The organism is Streptomyces spectabilis (genome assembly GCF_008704795.1).
In the GTDB taxonomy this organism is placed as follows: domain Bacteria; phylum Actinomycetota; class Actinomycetes; order Streptomycetales; family Streptomycetaceae; genus Streptomyces; species Streptomyces spectabilis.
The window spans coordinates 1590167-1603610 of the sequence record NZ_CP023690.1 but is presented as its reverse complement, the minus strand read 5'-3'; the positions used below and the strand labels follow the sequence as shown (position 1 = coordinate 1603610).

Here is a 13444-nt window from a genome sequence, read left to right as displayed (position 1 = left end):
GATCAGAAGTTGATCATGTGTCCGGCGAGGCCGTGCACGGCCTCCTTGACGGCCTCGCCCAGGGTCGGGTGGGCGTGCACGTTGCGGGCCACCTCGTGCACCGTGAGGTCCCACTGCTGGGCCAGGGTCAGCTCGGGAAGCAGCTCGGTGACGTCCGGGCCGATGAGGTGGGCGCCGATGATCTCGCCGTACTTCGCATCACTGATGATCTTGACGAAGCCGACGGTGTCACCGAGGCCGTGCGCCTTGCCGTTCGCCTGGAACGGGAACTTGGCGACCTTGACGTCGAAGCCCTTCTCCTTGGCCTGCGCCTCCGTCCAGCCGAAGCTCGCGATCTGCGGCTGCGAGTAGGTGGCGCGCGGGATCATCGGGTAGTCGAGCTCCATCGTCTCGGCGTCCCCGATGGTCTCGGCCGCCACGACGCCCATGGACTCGGCGGTGTGCGCGAGCATCAGCTTGGCGGTCACGTCGCCGATGGCGTAGATGTGCGGCACGTTCGTACGGCAGCGGCCGTCGACGTCGATGGCGCCGCGCTCGGTGAGCGCCACGCCGGTCGCCTCCAGGCCGTAGCCGGTGACGTTCGGCGCGAAGCCGATGGCCTGGAGCACCTTGTCGGCCTCCAGGACCTGGCTCTTGCCGTCCTTGCCCGTGACCGTGACGCGGACCTGCTCGCCGGACTCGTCGATGGACTCCACCCGGGTCGACGTCAGCACGTCGATGCCGAGCTTGCGGTACTGCTTGGCCAGCTCCTTGGAGACGTCCGCGTCCTCTAGCGGGGCCACGCGGTCGAGGAACTCGACGATGGTGACCTTCACGCCGTAGTTGTGCAGGACGTACGCGAACTCGATGCCGATGGCGCCCGCGCCCGCGATCACGATCGAGCGCGGCAGCTCGTCGGCGAGGATCTGCTCCTCGTACGTCACCACGCGGTCGCTGCGGCGCGTGCCGGGCAGCAGCTTCGGGGTGGCGCCGGTCGCGATGACGCAGTTGTCGAAGCCGATCGTGGTGGTCGTGCCGTCCGACTTGGCCACCTGGAGGGTGTTCGCGTCCAGGAAGGTGCCCCGGCCGTCGAACTCCGTGATCTTGTTCTTCTTCATCAGGAAGTGGACGCCCTTGACGCGGCCGTCCGCGACCGTGCGGCTGCGCCGGAAGGCCTCGCCGTAGTCGAAGGACACCTCGCCGTCGACCTTGATGCCGTACGTCTTGGCCTCGTGCGTGAACAGATGGGCCAGTTCGGCGTTGCGCAGGAGGGCCTTCGTCGGGATGCAGCCGACGTTGAGGCAGACGCCGCCCCAGTACTTCTCCTCCACGACCGCTACCCGCTTGCCCAGCTGGGCGGCGCGGATGGCGGCCACGTAACCGCCGGGTCCTGCTCCGAGCACGACGACGTCGAAGCGGTCATCCATGGGGTGGTTCCTCTCTGCGTTTGCGGTGCTGTGTGCAGCTCTGTGGTGTGGCTGACACGATCATCCGTCATCCCCGCCCATGGGCGGGGGGCGGGTCGGCGTCCTCACCCCTCAAGGTTCTCGTACGAGCCGCCACTTGACCTCGCCGGCCTGTCGTTCGGCGGTGGGGGCGAGCCCGGCGGCGCGGGCCACGCCGGCGGACGCGGCGTGCTCGGGGTGGATGTGCGCGCTCACCGACATCACCTCCGGGTGCCCGAGCAGCCAGCCGGTGAGGGCCCGCGCCGCCTCCGCCGCGATGCCGCGGCCCTGCCACGGCGTGCCCACCACCCACGCCACATCGGCGGTCAGCTCACCGGGCCCGGGTCCCGGCGTGACGGTCGCCTGCACGGTGCCCGCGAGGCGGTCGTCGGCCCGGACCCGGACGACCCAGTTGCACCAGGAGACGCCGGGCTCGGGGGACCCGGCGAGCATGCGCGCGTACCGGGCCCGCAGCGCGTCGAGGTCGTCCGGGGCGCCCCCTATGAACGCGTGCAGGGCCGGGTCGGCGAGGACGGCGGCCATCTCCTCGGCGTGCGCGAGGCGCAGGGGTTCGAGGACGAGCCGGTCGGTGTCGAGCGGCTCGGGGACGACCGGGCGGGCGGCGGGGCGGGTCACGCGTCCGCTGCCACGACCTCGAGGACCACCACGGGCAGCACCCGCTCGGTCTGCCGCTGGTACTCGGCGTACTGGGGGAAGGTCTCCACCGCCCGCGCCCACCACGCGGCGCGCTCCTCGCCCTCGGCGACGCGCGCCTCGTACTCCTTGACCACGGGGCCGTCCTGGAGTCGTACGCGGGGGTGGGCGAGCACGTTGTGGTACCAGGCGGGGTGCTTGGGCGCGCCGCCGACGGAGCCGACGGCGGCGTAGCGCTCGCCGTCGCTCACCCGGATCACCGGGGTCTTGCGGATCTTCCCGGACCGGGCGCCCCTGGTGGTGAGGACGACGGTGGGGAAGCCGTGCAGCATGGTGCCGTCCAGGCCGCCGCTGGACTCGTAGCGGGCGACGTGTTCCGCCACCCAGTCCCAGGCGTTGGGGACGTACTCGCCGTCCAGTGTGCGGTCGTCCGCTGTGCTCATGCGGGCTCCTCAGACAAGGGCGTACGGGCCGGCCGCGTGCCGGTCCGGTTGGTGCCAACCGGCCGGACCCGCGAACTCTTCCCGTGCGCCCGCGTCCCCGGCGCCGCCGGCCGCCGCAAGACGGCATTGTGCGGCCCCCGATGCTCGGGACATCGGGGGCCGCGTACCTCGGCTGCCTCCCCCCACGAAAGGTGGCCGAGGGGTCAAGGGGGACGGGCGGGCCGTCAGAAGTTCAGGAGCGCCCCCTCGGCGAGCGCCGCGTCCTTCGTGCAGGGGTTGCCGAACGTGGTCGTCCAGGCGACGTGCTTGCCCTGCCAGACACCGCTCACGGAGACGACGACCGGGTTCCACTCCTTGGTGCACAAGGTCTTGGGCTCCTTGTCCACGAGCGCGTCGAACCGCGCGTTCACGGCGCCGGCCTCCGCGCAGGCGGCACGCGGTGCCGGGTGGGTGCCCGAGGCCTTGGGCGCGCACGTCAGGGTGACCGCGCGCTGCACCGTGGCCGAGGCGGCGTCTTCGCCCTGGCCGACGGTGAGCACGAGGTCCGAGGGCGCGTACAGGCCCATCGGCTTCGGCGGGGCGGCCTGGGCCGCGCCCGTCGCGACCGCCGAGACGGTCAGGACTCCGGCGGCCACGGCCGCGGCCGCGCTCACGGTCTTGAGGTGACGCACTTTGATGCTCCTTCAACTGCGGGTGAGTGGTACGAGAATGGGTGTTGCGTACCGATACTGCTGCGCGTTACGGACGGGTTGCGTGCCGTAGCGGCGATTGCGTTGGGGAGTCTGGCAAGTGCGCTGAGTAAGCAGCAAACTGATGGTCGATTTCCGGATGCGTGCGTCCGCTGAGCGAGGCACGCATGGTCGTTCGGGCAGCTCAACGTATGCGGGAGTGCGTCCGCGGACCGTGCGGCGCGCCGTTTTGACACTGGTGGTATAACCCAAAACAACCCTCTGACCTGGGAAAATGAGCGGTTGGTCGTTTTCCGCGGCGTGGGCTTCGACCGGAAACCGGTGCTTGACCGGGAGGGCGCGAGCCGGTAATCGCCGGGGCCAATGGAGCTCCCGGGACACCTGAGGCGGACGCTGAAGCAGGGGTGATGAGAGGTGTCGGCCCAGGTGAGAGGCCTAAGCGGGGGCCACGAGGCCGCGCGCTTCCACCGGGCTCAAGCGCTGCCCTTGCTTGAAAGCGGTTGTGTACGACTCCGCGCCGAGGCGGGCGCGGGCCGCGGCCTCCGCGCGGTCCACGTCCCCGCGCTCGGCGTCCGGCAGCGGCGTGCCCACGGACGCGCGGGCGGCCGCCGCCGCGCCGAGCAGCGTCGCCGCCGTGCCGTGCGCCCCCGCGGCCGCCTCGGCGCCCGCGAGGCCCTCCAGGGCGAGGGCGAGCGCCCTCGGGTCGCCCAGGGGCAGTGCCGCCGCGAATCCGTCCGCGTGCAGGGCCCGGGCCGCCGCCGCGTCGCCGCGCAGCTCCGCCGCGAAGCCGAGCTCGGCGAGCGCGAGCGTCACGCCCGGGCCGTAGTCGGCCCTGCGGAACCACGCGAGGAGCTCGCGCATGTGCCGCTCGGCGCCGTCCAGGTCACCCTCCCTGCGCGCGCCGAGCCCGAGGCCGATCAGGGCGTCGATCTCGCCGGAGCGGAAGCCGTGGTCGCGCGCGAGGCCCAGGGCCCGCTCGTGCGCGGCGCGGGCCCCCGCCAGATCACCGGTGAGCAGCGCGATCCGGCCACGCCCGGACAGGCGCTTGGAGGCCTCCGCCCACAGGCCGAGCCGCTCCGCGACGGCGAGACCCTCGTCGTGCAGCCGCGCCGCCTCGGCGTAGTCACCCGCGATCTCGCTGAGCGCGGCCAGCGGGAACACCGTCTGCAACTGCCCCACGGCGTCGCCGAGTTCGCGGAACAGAAGCGCGCTGCGCTCGCTGTCGCGCCGCACCGCGGCCAGGTCGCCGTGCGCCATCGCGTGCCGGGCCCGCACGCTGAGCGCGGCGGCGGTGCCCCAGCGGTCGCCGAGCGCGTCGAAGGCGTCGAGCGCCTCGTTCACCAGGCGCTCCCCGGTGCGCACGGCGCCCGCGCCGAGCTGCGCCGCGCCGAGGACCCACAGCGCGGTGGCGCGCCCCGACGGGTCGTCGACGTGCTGGTACGCGGCCAGGGCGGCGGCGAGCGGCGGGTCGACGTCCCGGTGCGCCCCGGGCGCCGAGGCGGTCCCGGCGCAGGCGTCGGCGAACCCCTCGTCGCCCTCGCGCAGGGCGATGCCGGTGCGCCAGGCGAGGGCGAGCGCCCGAGCCGCGGCCGTCCCCGGCGCGAGCCCGGCGGCCACGGGCGCGAGCGCCAGGGCCGCGTCGAGGGAGCGGCGCGCCTCGGCCGCGCGGCCCCGCAGCACCCAGTACCAGGCGAGGGAGTTCACCATCCGCAGCGCCCGCTCCACGGCCCCGCGCGCGACCGCCGTGTCCAGGGCGCGGCGCAGATTGCCGCTCTCCTCGTCGAGCCGTTCCAGCCACCGCCGCTGCTCCGGGCCGCGCAGCGCCGCGCCGCCGCGCTCGGCGAGGGCGGCGTAGTGGACGCTGTGCCGCTCGCGCACCTCCTCGAACTCGCCCGCGTCGCGCAGCCGCTCGGCGCCGTACGCCCGTACGGATTCGAGGACGCAGTAGCGCGGCCCGTCCGGCCGGTCGGACGCCACCACAAGGGAGCGGTCCACGAGCCGTGCGAGCAGGTCGAGGACGTCCGGGGCGCGCACCCCGCCGCCCGCGCCGACCGCCTCCGCCCCGGCGAGGCCGCAGCCGTCGTGCACGGCGAGCCGGCGAAGCACCGTGCGCTCGGGCTCGCTGAGCAGCGACCAGCTCCAGTCGATCACCGCGCGGAGGGTGCGCTGCCGGGCCGGGGCGCCGCGGAAGCCGCGGCCGAGCAGCGCGAACCGGTCGTCGATACGGGCCAGCAGGCCGTGCACGCCAAGCGTGCGGACCCGGGCGGCGGCGAGTTCGAGGGCCAGCGGCAGCCCGTCGAGCCGTACGCACAGCTCCGCGACGGCCTCCGTGTCGTCCGCGCCGAGGGCCGCCGCGCCGGGGCCGAGCCCGGCCCGCCGGACGAACAGCTCCATGGCGCCGCCCAGTTCGAGCGGCGGCACGGGGAACACCCGCTCGCCGCTCACGTCGAGCGGCTCCTGGCTGGTGGCGAGGACGGTGAGGTCCGCCGCGTCGCGCAGCAGGCCGGCGGCGACCGCGGCCACGGCGTCCACCACGTGCTCGCAGTTGTCGAGCACGAGGAGCAGGCGCCGGGCGCGCAGCGCGTCCGTCAGCCGGGCCACGGCATCCCGGGGCGGGCCCGCGCCGGGTTCCTCGTGGAGGCCGAGGGCCCGCGTCACGGCCTCCGCGACGGCTTCCGCCGCCCGGTCGCCGCCCGCGTCGATCCCCGCCAGCTCGACGAGCCACACCCCGTCGGGGAAGTCGGGCACGAGCCCGCGCGCCGCCGCCACCGCGAGCCGCGTCTTGCCCACGCCGCCCGGCCCGGTGAGCGTCACCAGCCGGGTGGCGCCGAGGAGTCGACGCACACCGGGCACGGCGTCGTCCCGGCCGACGAGGCCGGAGACCGGGGCGGGCAGGTTGGTGCGGGCGCCGGAGGCCCCGGTCGGCGGGCGGGGGAGCGGGTCCCGGTCGGCGGGCGCGGGAGACGCCCCTCGGGGCGCCGGGGGCGGCCCGTCGAGCGCCGGGTCCTGGCGCAGGATCGCCCCGTGCAGCGCGGCCAGGTCCGGGCCCGGCACGAGCCCGAGGTCATCGGCGAGGCGGCGCCGCAGGTCCTCGTACGCGGCGAGGGCCTCCGTCTGGCGGCCCGACCGGTACAGCGCCCGCAGCTGCGCCGCCCGCAGCCGCTCCCGCGCGGGATGGCGGACGACCAGACCGGCGAGGTCCGCGGCCAGCGGCCCGTGCTCGCCGAGGTCGAGGCGCGCCTCGGCCTGCTCCTCCCGTGCGGTGAGCCGGGCCTCGTCGAGCCGGTCGACCGCGCCCCGCGCGAACGCCTCCCCGGCGAAGTCCGCGAACGCGTCGCCGCGCCACAGGTCCAGGGCGTCCGTGAGGAGCCGCACCCGCTCGCGCGGCCCGTCGGCGCCGCGCGCCCGCTCGACGAGGGCCGTGAAGCGGGTCGCGTCCACGTCGTCCGGCGCGACGCGCAGCGCGTACCCGGCGGGCCCCGACGCGACCAGGTCACGGCCGCCCGGCTCGGCCTTCTCCAGGGCTCGGCGCAGCTGGGACACCTTGCCCTGGAGGGCGTTGGCCGGGTGGTCCGGCAGCGCCCCGCCCCACAGCCCGTCGATCAGCCGCTCGGCGGAGACCGGCCGCCCGGGGTGCACCAGCAACTGGGCGAGCAGCGCACGGACCTTGGCGCCCGGCACGGTGACGGCCGCGCCGTCCGTCGTCCGCACCATCAGCGGACCGAGCACCCCGAATCGCATGCCGACGACGATATCCCGCCAGGTGAGCGGCGCGATCACCCCCGTGACAGCACGACGGCAGTGCGGCGGCAGCACGGCGGCAGCGAACCGACAGCCGACCGAAAGCGCCCGCCAGCAGGGTGATGACCACAGGCCGCGGCGGCCAAGAGCCCGGCCCCTCACCACGGAGCGACACCATGAGCAGCGCAACTCCCGCCACCCCCGCGGCCGCCCCCGCGCCCACCACGGTCACCGTCATCGGCCTCGGCAACCTCGGGCAGGCCCTCGCCCGCGCCTTCCTCGACCAGGGCCACAAGGTCACCGTCTGGAACCGCTCGCAGCGCAAGGCGGACGAACTGGTCGCGCTGGGCGCCGCCCTCGCGCCCACGCCGACCGCCGCCGTCGAGGCCGGCGAACTGGTCGTCGTCTGCGTCCTCGACTACACGACGGTCCGTGACCTGCTCACCCCCGTCGGCGACGCCCTGGCGGGCCGCGTCGTCGTCAACCTGACATCGGGCACCCCGGACCCCGCCCGCGAGCTGGGCACCTGGGTCACCGGGCGGGGCGCTGCCTACGTCGACGGCGCGGTGTACGCGATCCCGCAGACCATCGGAACGCCGGAGGCCTTCGTCCTGTACAGCGGCGACGCCGACGCCTTCGCCGCGTACCGGGCGCTCCTCGAGCCGCTCGGCTCGCCGGTGTTCGTCGGCGCCGACGCCGGGCTCGCGCCGGTGCACGACGTGGCCCTGCTCAGCGGCATGTACGGGATGTTCGCCGGCTTCTTCCAGACCGTCGCCGTCGGCCGCTCGGCCGGGATCGAGGCGGCGCCGGTCACCGAACTCCTGGTCCGCTGGCTGAAGGAGGCCCTCGGCGCGCTGCCCGCCTTCGCCGCCGAGATCGACGCGCGCGACTACCGCACCCAGACGTCGAACATCGACATCAACGCCGTCGGGCTCGCCAACATCCTCACCGCGACCAGGGACCAGGGCGTCGGCGTCGACCTGCTCCAGCCGCTGCACGAGCTCTTCCAGCGGCAGCTGGCCGAGGGCCACGGCAGCGAGAGCATGGCCCGCGCGATCGAGTCCCTGCGCTAGGCCCGGCCGGTGCGCCGGACGTGCGGTGCCGCAGCCGCGGGATCGCACGTCAAGGCCGTGTCAACGTCCTGGTGAGCGCTGCCAAGGATGCGTCAAGGGCCGTGTCCACGGCGCCCGGCACCCGCTTCGGTGGGAGAAGTCACCCAGGACGCCAGGGAGTTGAGGGACATGAGCGCCGAGAATGTGGTGGGACTTCTGATCGCCGCCGCCCTCGTCGGGTACCTCGTCCTCGCGCGGCTCTACCCCGAGAGGTTCTGACACCGGCGCGATGACGGACGTACGACCCGGACAGCTGAAGATCTACCTCGGCGCGGCACCGGGGGTCGGCAAGACCTGCCGCATGCTCGACGAAGGCCGCCGCAGGGCCGCACGCGGCGCGGACGTCGTCGTCGGCCTCGTGGAGTGCCACGGGCGGCCGCACACCGAAGCCGCCCTGGCGCAGGCGCGGGCCGGCGGCGTGCGAGCCGTCGACCGCGCCCGCTGCTCCTACCGGGGCGAGGAGTTCACCGAGCTGGACCTGGACGCGCTGCTCGCCCGCCGCCCCCGGGTCGTGCTCGTCGACGACCTCGCCCACACCAACGTGCCGGGCGAGGGCCGCAACCCCAAGCGCTGGCAGGACGTCGACCGGCTGCTCACCGCCGGGATCGACGTCGTGACCACGGTCAACATCCAGCACATGGAGTCCCTCAACGACGTCGTCGAGGAGATCACCAAGGTGCCGCAGGCCGAGACCGTCCCCGACGAGGTGGTGCGCCGCGCCCACCAGATCGAACTGGTCGACATCGCCCCCGAGTCGCTGCGCCGCCGCATGGCGCACGGCAACATCCACGCCCCCGAGCACGTCGACGCGGCCCTCGCGAACTACTTCCGCCCCGGCAACCTCACGGCCCTGCGCCAGCTAGCCCTGCTGTGGCTGGCCGACCGCGTCGACGAGGCCCTCCAGGCCTACCGCTCCGAGCACGGCATCGGCGGCGTGTGGGAGACCCGCGAGCGCGTCGTCGTCGGCCTCACCGGCGGGCCCGAGGGCGACACCCTGGTCCGCCGCGCCGCCCGCATCGCCGACCGCTCGGTGGGCGGCGAACTGCTCGCCGTGCACATCACGCGCAGCGACGGCCTCGCCGCCGGGACCTCGCACGCCGCCCTGACCCGGCAGCGGCGCCTGGTGGAGGACCTCGGCGGCAGCTACCACTCCGTGGTCGGCGACGACGTGGCGAGCGCCCTCGTGGAGTTCGCGCGCGCCGAGAACGCCACCCAGCTCGTCCTCGGCTCCAGCCGCCGCGGCCGCTTCGAGCGGTTCCTCACCGGGCGCGGCACCGGCGAGACCGTCGTGGCGGCCTCCGGGGCCATCGACGTCCACACCGTCACGCACGAACGCGCCGGACACGGCACGCTCCTGCCCTCCCGCAGACGCACCCTCTCGGGCCCCCGCCGCGTCGCGGGTCCCGTGGCGGGGCTGCTCCTGCCCCTCGCCCTCACCTTCCTGCTCGACCTGGACGTCGCCCGCGGGCACCTGAACCTCACCAGTGAGGCGCTGCTCTTCCTGCTCGCCGTGGTGGGCGTGGCCTGCATCGGCGGCGTGGCCTCCGCGGTGGTCGCGTCCGTGACCGCGTCGCTGCTGCTCAACTACTGGTTCATGCCGCCCGTCGGGCACTTCACGCTCGGCGACCCCAACAGCATGCTGGCGCTCGCGGTGTTCGTGATCGTCGCGGCCACCGTCGCCGCCGTCGTCGACCGCTCGCTGCGCCAGTCCCGGCGCTCCGCGCGCGCCACCGCCGAGGCCGAGACGATGTCCGCGCTCGCGGGCACCATCGTGCGCGGCGGCCGCCCCGTCCCCGCGCTCCTCGAACGGGCCCGCGAGGCCTTCGGCGTGACGGCCGCCGAACTCGTCGAGCAGCCGCCCGACACCACCGACCCCCTGGTGACCGCCGTGCCCGCGGGCGACGACACCTATCTGGTGCTGCGCGGGCGCACCCTGCCGTCCGCCGACCGGCGCGTGCTCGCCGCGTTCGCCGCGCACGTCGGCGCCGCCGTGGAGCGGGCCCGGCTCGCCGAGGCCGCCGCCGAGGTGGAGCCGGTCAAGGCGGCCGACCGGATGCGCACGGCCCTGCTGCGGGCCGTCGGCCACGACCTGCGCACCCCGCTGGCCGCGGCCCTCGCCGCGATCGGCTCGCTGCGCAGCCCCGACCTGGACTTCTGCGAGCAGGACCGGCAGGAGCTGCTCGCCACCGCGGAGGAGTCCCTGACCCGTCTTGGCCGACTCGTCGACAACCTGCTCGACATGAGCCGTCTCCAGGCGGGCGCGCTCACGCTTCAGCTGCGTGCCACCGCACTCGAAGAGGTCCTCGGCCCCGCCCTCGACTCGCTGCCGCCCGCCTGCCCCGTGGACACCGGCGGCCTGGAGGAGATCCCGGCGGTCCTCGCCGACCCGCCGCTCCTGGAGCGCGTGCTCGCCAACCTCGTCAACAACGCCGCGCGGCACACCCCGCCCGGCGGCCGGGTCCTGGTCACCGCGAGCGCCCTGGCGGGCCGCGTCGAGGTGCGCGTCGTCGACCGGGGCCCCGGCCTCCCGGCCGCCGACCGCGACCGCGTCTTCGAGCCGTTCCAGCGCCTCGGCGACACCGACAACACCACGGGGCTCGGCCTCGGCCTCGCCCTGTCGCGGGGCCTCGCCGAGGCGATGGACGGCACCCTCACGCCGGAGGACACCCCCGGCGGCGGCCTCACCATGGTCCTCTCGCTGCCCTTCGCCGCGCACTTCGCCGAGGTCAACGGTGCGCGCGGGGCGAGCGTCTGGCATTCTGAGCGCCTTTGAGTGATGGGCGCATCCATCGCACCCGAGCGCAGAGACGAGATACATGGCACGCGGCAAGCTTCGGATCTATCTGGGGGCGGCACCGGGCGTCGGCAAGACGTACGCGATGCTGTCCGAGGCACACCGTCGTATCGAGCGCGGCACGGACTGCGTCGTGGCGTTCGTCGAGCACCACGACAGGCCGCGTACGGAAGTGATGCTGCACGGTCTGGAGCAGATCGAGCGCAAGGAGCTGGAGTACCGGGGCGCGACGTTCACCGAGATGGACGTGGACGCCGTCCTGGAGCGGGCCCCGGCGGTGGCGCTCGTCGACGAACTCCCGCACACCAACGTGCCGGGTTCGCGCAACACCAAGCGCTGGCAGGACGTCGAGGAGCTCCTCGCGGCGGGCATCGACGTCATATCGACGGTCAACATCCAGCATCTGGAGTCGCTGGGTGACGTGGTGGAGTCGATCACCGGGGTGCGGCAGCGGGAGACGGTGCCGGACGAGGTGGTGCGGCGCGCGGACCAGATCGAGCTGGTCGACATGTCGCCACAGGCGCTGCGGCGCCGGATGGCGCACGGCAACATCTACAAGGCCGACAAGGTCGACGCGGCCCTGTCGAACTACTTCCGGCCGGGCAATCTGACGGCGCTGCGGGAGCTGGCGCTGCTGTGGGTGGCCGACCGGGTCGATGAGTACCTGCAGCAGTACCGGGGCGAGCACAACATCCGCTCGACCTGGCAGGCCCGCGAGCGCATCGTGGTCGGACTCACCGGCGGACCCGAAGGCCGCACCCTGCTGCGGCGTGCCGCCCGGCTCGCCGAGAAGGGCGCGGGCGGCGAGGTCCTCGCCGTCTACATCGCCCGCAGCGACGGCCTGACCGCGGCCTCGCCCAAGGAGCTGGCCGTCCAGCGCACCCTGGTCGAGGACCTCGGCGGCTCCTTCCACCAGGTCATAGGCGAGGACATCACCGCGGGCATCCTGGAGTTCGCCCGCGGCGTCAACGCCACCCAGATCGTCCTCGGCGTCTCGCGCCGCAAGGCCTGGCAGTACGCCTTCGGGCCCGGCGTCAGCGCGATGGTGGCCCGGGAGTCCGGGCCGGACCTCGACGTCCACCTCGTCACCCATGACGAGGTCGGCACCGGCACCGGCCTGTCCCGGACCCCGCGCACCGCCCGGCTCAGCCGCAACCGCCTCATCTGGGGCTGGCTCATCGGCATGGTCGGCCCCGTGCTGCTCGCCGTGCTCCTTCGCGGCGTCGCGCCGGGCCTCGGCCTCGCCAACGACATGCTGCTGTTCCTGACCCTCACGGTCGCGGCGGCCCTGCTCGGCGGCATGCTCCCGGCCCTCGCCTCCGCGGCGTTCGGCTCGCTCCTGCTCAACTACTACTTCACGCCACCCGTCCACCACGTACTGATCTCCAACCCCCGGAACATCGTCGCCCTTGTGATCTTCATAGGGGTCGCGGTGTCCGTGGCGTCCGTGGTCGACCTGGCCGCCCGGCGCACCCACCAGGCCGCACGCCTGCGCGCCGAGTCGGAGATCCTCTCCCACCTCGCGGGCAGCGTGCTGCGCGGCGAGAACAGCCTGGAATCGCTCCTGGAGACCGTCCGGGAGACCTTCGCCATGGAGGCCGTGGCCCTCCTGGAGCGCGCGGGCGACACGGCGCCCTGGACCTGCGCGGGCAGCGTCGGCACCCGTCCCTGCGCCCGCCGCCCCGAGGACGCCGACGTGGACATGCCGGTGGGCGACACCATGTCGCTCGCGCTCACCGGCCGCGTGCTGCCCGCCGAGGACCGCCGCGTGCTCGCCGCGTTCGCCGCGCAGGCCGCCGTCGTCCTGGACCGCCAGCGCCTGCAGTCCGAGGCGGACCAGGCCCGCACCCTCGCCGAGGGCAACCGCATCCGCACCGCGCTGCTCGCCGCCGTCAGCCACGACCTGCGCACCCCGCTCGCCGGGATCAAGGCGTCGGTGTCCAGCCTGCGCTCCGACGACATCGAGTGGTCCGAGGAAGACCGGGCCGAACTCCTGGAGGCGATCGAGGCGGGCGCCGACCGGCTCGACCACCTCGTCGGCAACCTCCTGGACATGTCCCGGCTCCAGACCGACACCGTCCAGCCGATGGTCCGCGAGATCGACCTCGACGAGGTGGTCCCGCTCGCCCTGGAGGGCATGGCCGCGCCCGCCGAGAACGTCGTCCTCGACATCCCCGAGGACCTGCCGATGGTGGCCGCGGACAAGGGCCTCCTGGAGCGCGCCGTCGCCAACGTCATCGAGAACGCCCTGAAGTACAGCCCCGAGGGCGAGCGCGTCCTCGTCGCCGCCAGCACCACGGCCGACCAGGTACAGCTGCGCGTCGTGGACCGTGGCCCCGGCGTCCCCGACGACGCCAAGGAGCGCATCTTCGAGCCGTTCCAGCGCTACGGCGACGCCCCGCGCGGCGCCGGAGTGGGCCTCGGCCTCGCCGTCGCGCGCGGCTTCACCGAGGCCCTCGGCGGCACCCTCACCGCCGAGGACACCCCGGGCGGCGGGCTCACCATGGTCCTGGTCCTGTGCCTTGCCCCCGGGCGCTCGCCGAGCCGGTCGGACCTCCCGGCGGCGGCCACCTCGTAGCGCGGCGGC

At 74.4% G+C, this 13444-nt stretch carries 9 protein-coding genes; 4 read left to right on the top strand and 5 right to left on the bottom strand.

The window, feature by feature from the left end; all coding sequences use genetic code 11:
• Positions 1-2 precede the first annotated feature (2 nt).
• From lpdA to CP982_RS06290, 5 genes are all read right to left on the bottom strand, one after another.
• Entirely contained in the window at positions 3-1406 is a 1404-nt protein-coding gene (gene lpdA / locus CP982_RS06310) for a dihydrolipoyl dehydrogenase (protein WP_150509578.1), read from the bottom strand.
• A gap of 111 nt (positions 1407-1517) precedes the next feature.
• Positions 1518-2060, bottom strand: a complete 543-nt coding sequence (locus CP982_RS06305) for a GNAT family N-acetyltransferase (protein WP_229879565.1) — start codon at positions 2058-2060, stop codon at positions 1518-1520.
• On the bottom strand, positions 2057-2521 hold the full coding sequence (locus tag CP982_RS06300) for a nitroreductase family deazaflavin-dependent oxidoreductase (protein ID WP_150509577.1): 465 nt from the start codon (positions 2519-2521) through the stop codon (positions 2057-2059). Before CP982_RS06300 ends, CP982_RS06305 begins: the two co-directional genes overlap by 4 nt.
• Positions 2522-2745: 224 nt before the next feature.
• Positions 2746-3192 carry a subtilase-type protease inhibitor gene (locus CP982_RS06295; protein WP_150509576.1) on the bottom strand — a complete coding sequence of 149 codons (447 nt, stop codon included), beginning with the start codon at positions 3190-3192 and terminating at the stop codon, positions 2746-2748.
• A 453-nt stretch (positions 3193-3645) separates the two neighbouring features.
• Entirely contained in the window at positions 3646-6951 is a 3306-nt protein-coding gene (locus CP982_RS06290; protein WP_150509575.1) for an AfsR/SARP family transcriptional regulator, read from the bottom strand.
• A gap of 176 nt (positions 6952-7127) precedes the next feature.
• Between CP982_RS06290 and CP982_RS06285 the strand changes: the two genes are divergently transcribed.
• From CP982_RS06285 to CP982_RS06270, 4 genes are all read left to right on the top strand, one after another.
• Positions 7128-8024, top strand: coding sequence for an NAD(P)-dependent oxidoreductase (locus tag CP982_RS06285; RefSeq protein WP_150509574.1), 897 nt, complete (start codon positions 7128-7130; stop codon positions 8022-8024).
• A gap of 168 nt (positions 8025-8192) precedes the next feature.
• On the top strand, positions 8193-8282 hold the full coding sequence (gene kdpF / locus CP982_RS06280) for a K(+)-transporting ATPase subunit F (RefSeq protein ID WP_037825521.1): 90 nt from the start codon (positions 8193-8195) through the stop codon (positions 8280-8282).
• A gap of 10 nt (positions 8283-8292) precedes the next feature.
• Complete coding sequence (locus CP982_RS06275) at positions 8293-10836, top strand: ATP-binding protein (protein ID WP_150509573.1); 2544 nt, start codon at positions 8293-8295, stop codon at positions 10834-10836.
• 43 nt (positions 10837-10879) lie between these two features.
• On the top strand, positions 10880-13435 hold the full coding sequence (locus tag CP982_RS06270; RefSeq protein WP_150509572.1) for a sensor histidine kinase: 2556 nt from the start codon (positions 10880-10882) through the stop codon (positions 13433-13435).
• Positions 13436-13444: the final 9 nt, after the last annotated feature.